Origin of the sequence: Vibrio sp. Vb1026, assembly GCF_033338745.1 — a bacterium.
GTDB classification, from domain to species: domain Bacteria; phylum Pseudomonadota; class Gammaproteobacteria; order Enterobacterales; family Vibrionaceae; genus Vibrio; species Vibrio alginolyticus.
In genome coordinates this window covers 1-1,019 of record NZ_JAWOTH010000216.1, presented here as the reverse complement: position 1 = coordinate 1,019, position 1,019 = coordinate 1, and the positions used below count along the sequence as shown (strand labels likewise).

Sequence of the window (1,019 nt, the reverse complement as noted above, 5' to 3'; positions counted from 1 at the left end):
CTTTAAAGGATGATCCGAACTTAATCTTTAGCTAATATCTTTAGCTAACGAAATTAAGTAAAAGAACAGAATGGCTAAAAAAATCACCATGAGTGACATTGCGGCGGCGGCTGGCGTCTCTCAGTCGACCGTATCGCTGGTATTGAATGGCTCAACTTCCGTAAAAATCGCGGAAGCGACCAAACGTAAAGTGCTCGAAACCGCAGAATCACTTGGCTACAAAAACAAAAAGGTTGCCCATGCTTTGGGACGCCCTAAAAAGATCGCATTGGTGATCAACGGCTTAACCAGTTATGACCCATTTATCGATGCCATCAATGCAGCGAGAGAAGAAGCGTGGTCGAACGACTACATATTGGTGACGTTCAATTACAGCCATGATGAAGTGTTGGCAAGCAAGATTGAGTCGGAGATAAACGGCGGTGATTACGCAGGTTTGGTTTACGCATCCAGTATGACGCGAGAGTTGGAGCAGCAACGCGTCACAACTTCCTTACCGACTGTGCTGCTGAACTGCACCAACGAAGAACACACCGAAACGCCAAGTATTTTGCCGGCCGATATGATTGGAGCTTACAAAGCAGTTTCACACCTCACAGCGCAAGGTTATCGTCGCATTGCCATGCTGTCTGGTGAAAGTTGGATGCTAGCCAGTAAGCAACGTGCCGATGGTTATCGTCAGGCTCTCATTGATGCAGACATCATTCCTAACTCAGAGTATTTAGTCGATGCAAACTGGTCGCTAAAAGAAGCGCACCAGCAAACACTGTCTCTACTGAATATGGAGCAGCCGCCAGAAGCGATTTTCTGTGGCAGCGACTATATGGCAATGGGGTGCTACCAAGCGATAGCGGAGTTGGGGTTGAAGATTCCTCAGGATGTTGCCGTTGTCGGTTACGATAATCAGCAAATCGCCTCTGAAAGCTTTCCAGCATTAACGTCGGTTGAACTGCCCTACTCAGACATGGGTAAACTCGCAATCGAATCGTTGATGGCACTGATTGAAGGGCAGCCGTTGC

1 protein-coding gene is annotated in these 1,019 nt (G+C 47.6%); it reads left to right on the top strand.

Translation table 11 applies throughout. The features are described 5' to 3' along the window. Positions 1-70: 70 nt before the first annotated feature. A partial coding sequence (locus R7E47_RS25395; RefSeq protein ID WP_318085594.1) for a LacI family DNA-binding transcriptional regulator occupies positions 71-1,019 on the top strand: 949 nt, incomplete at its 3' end.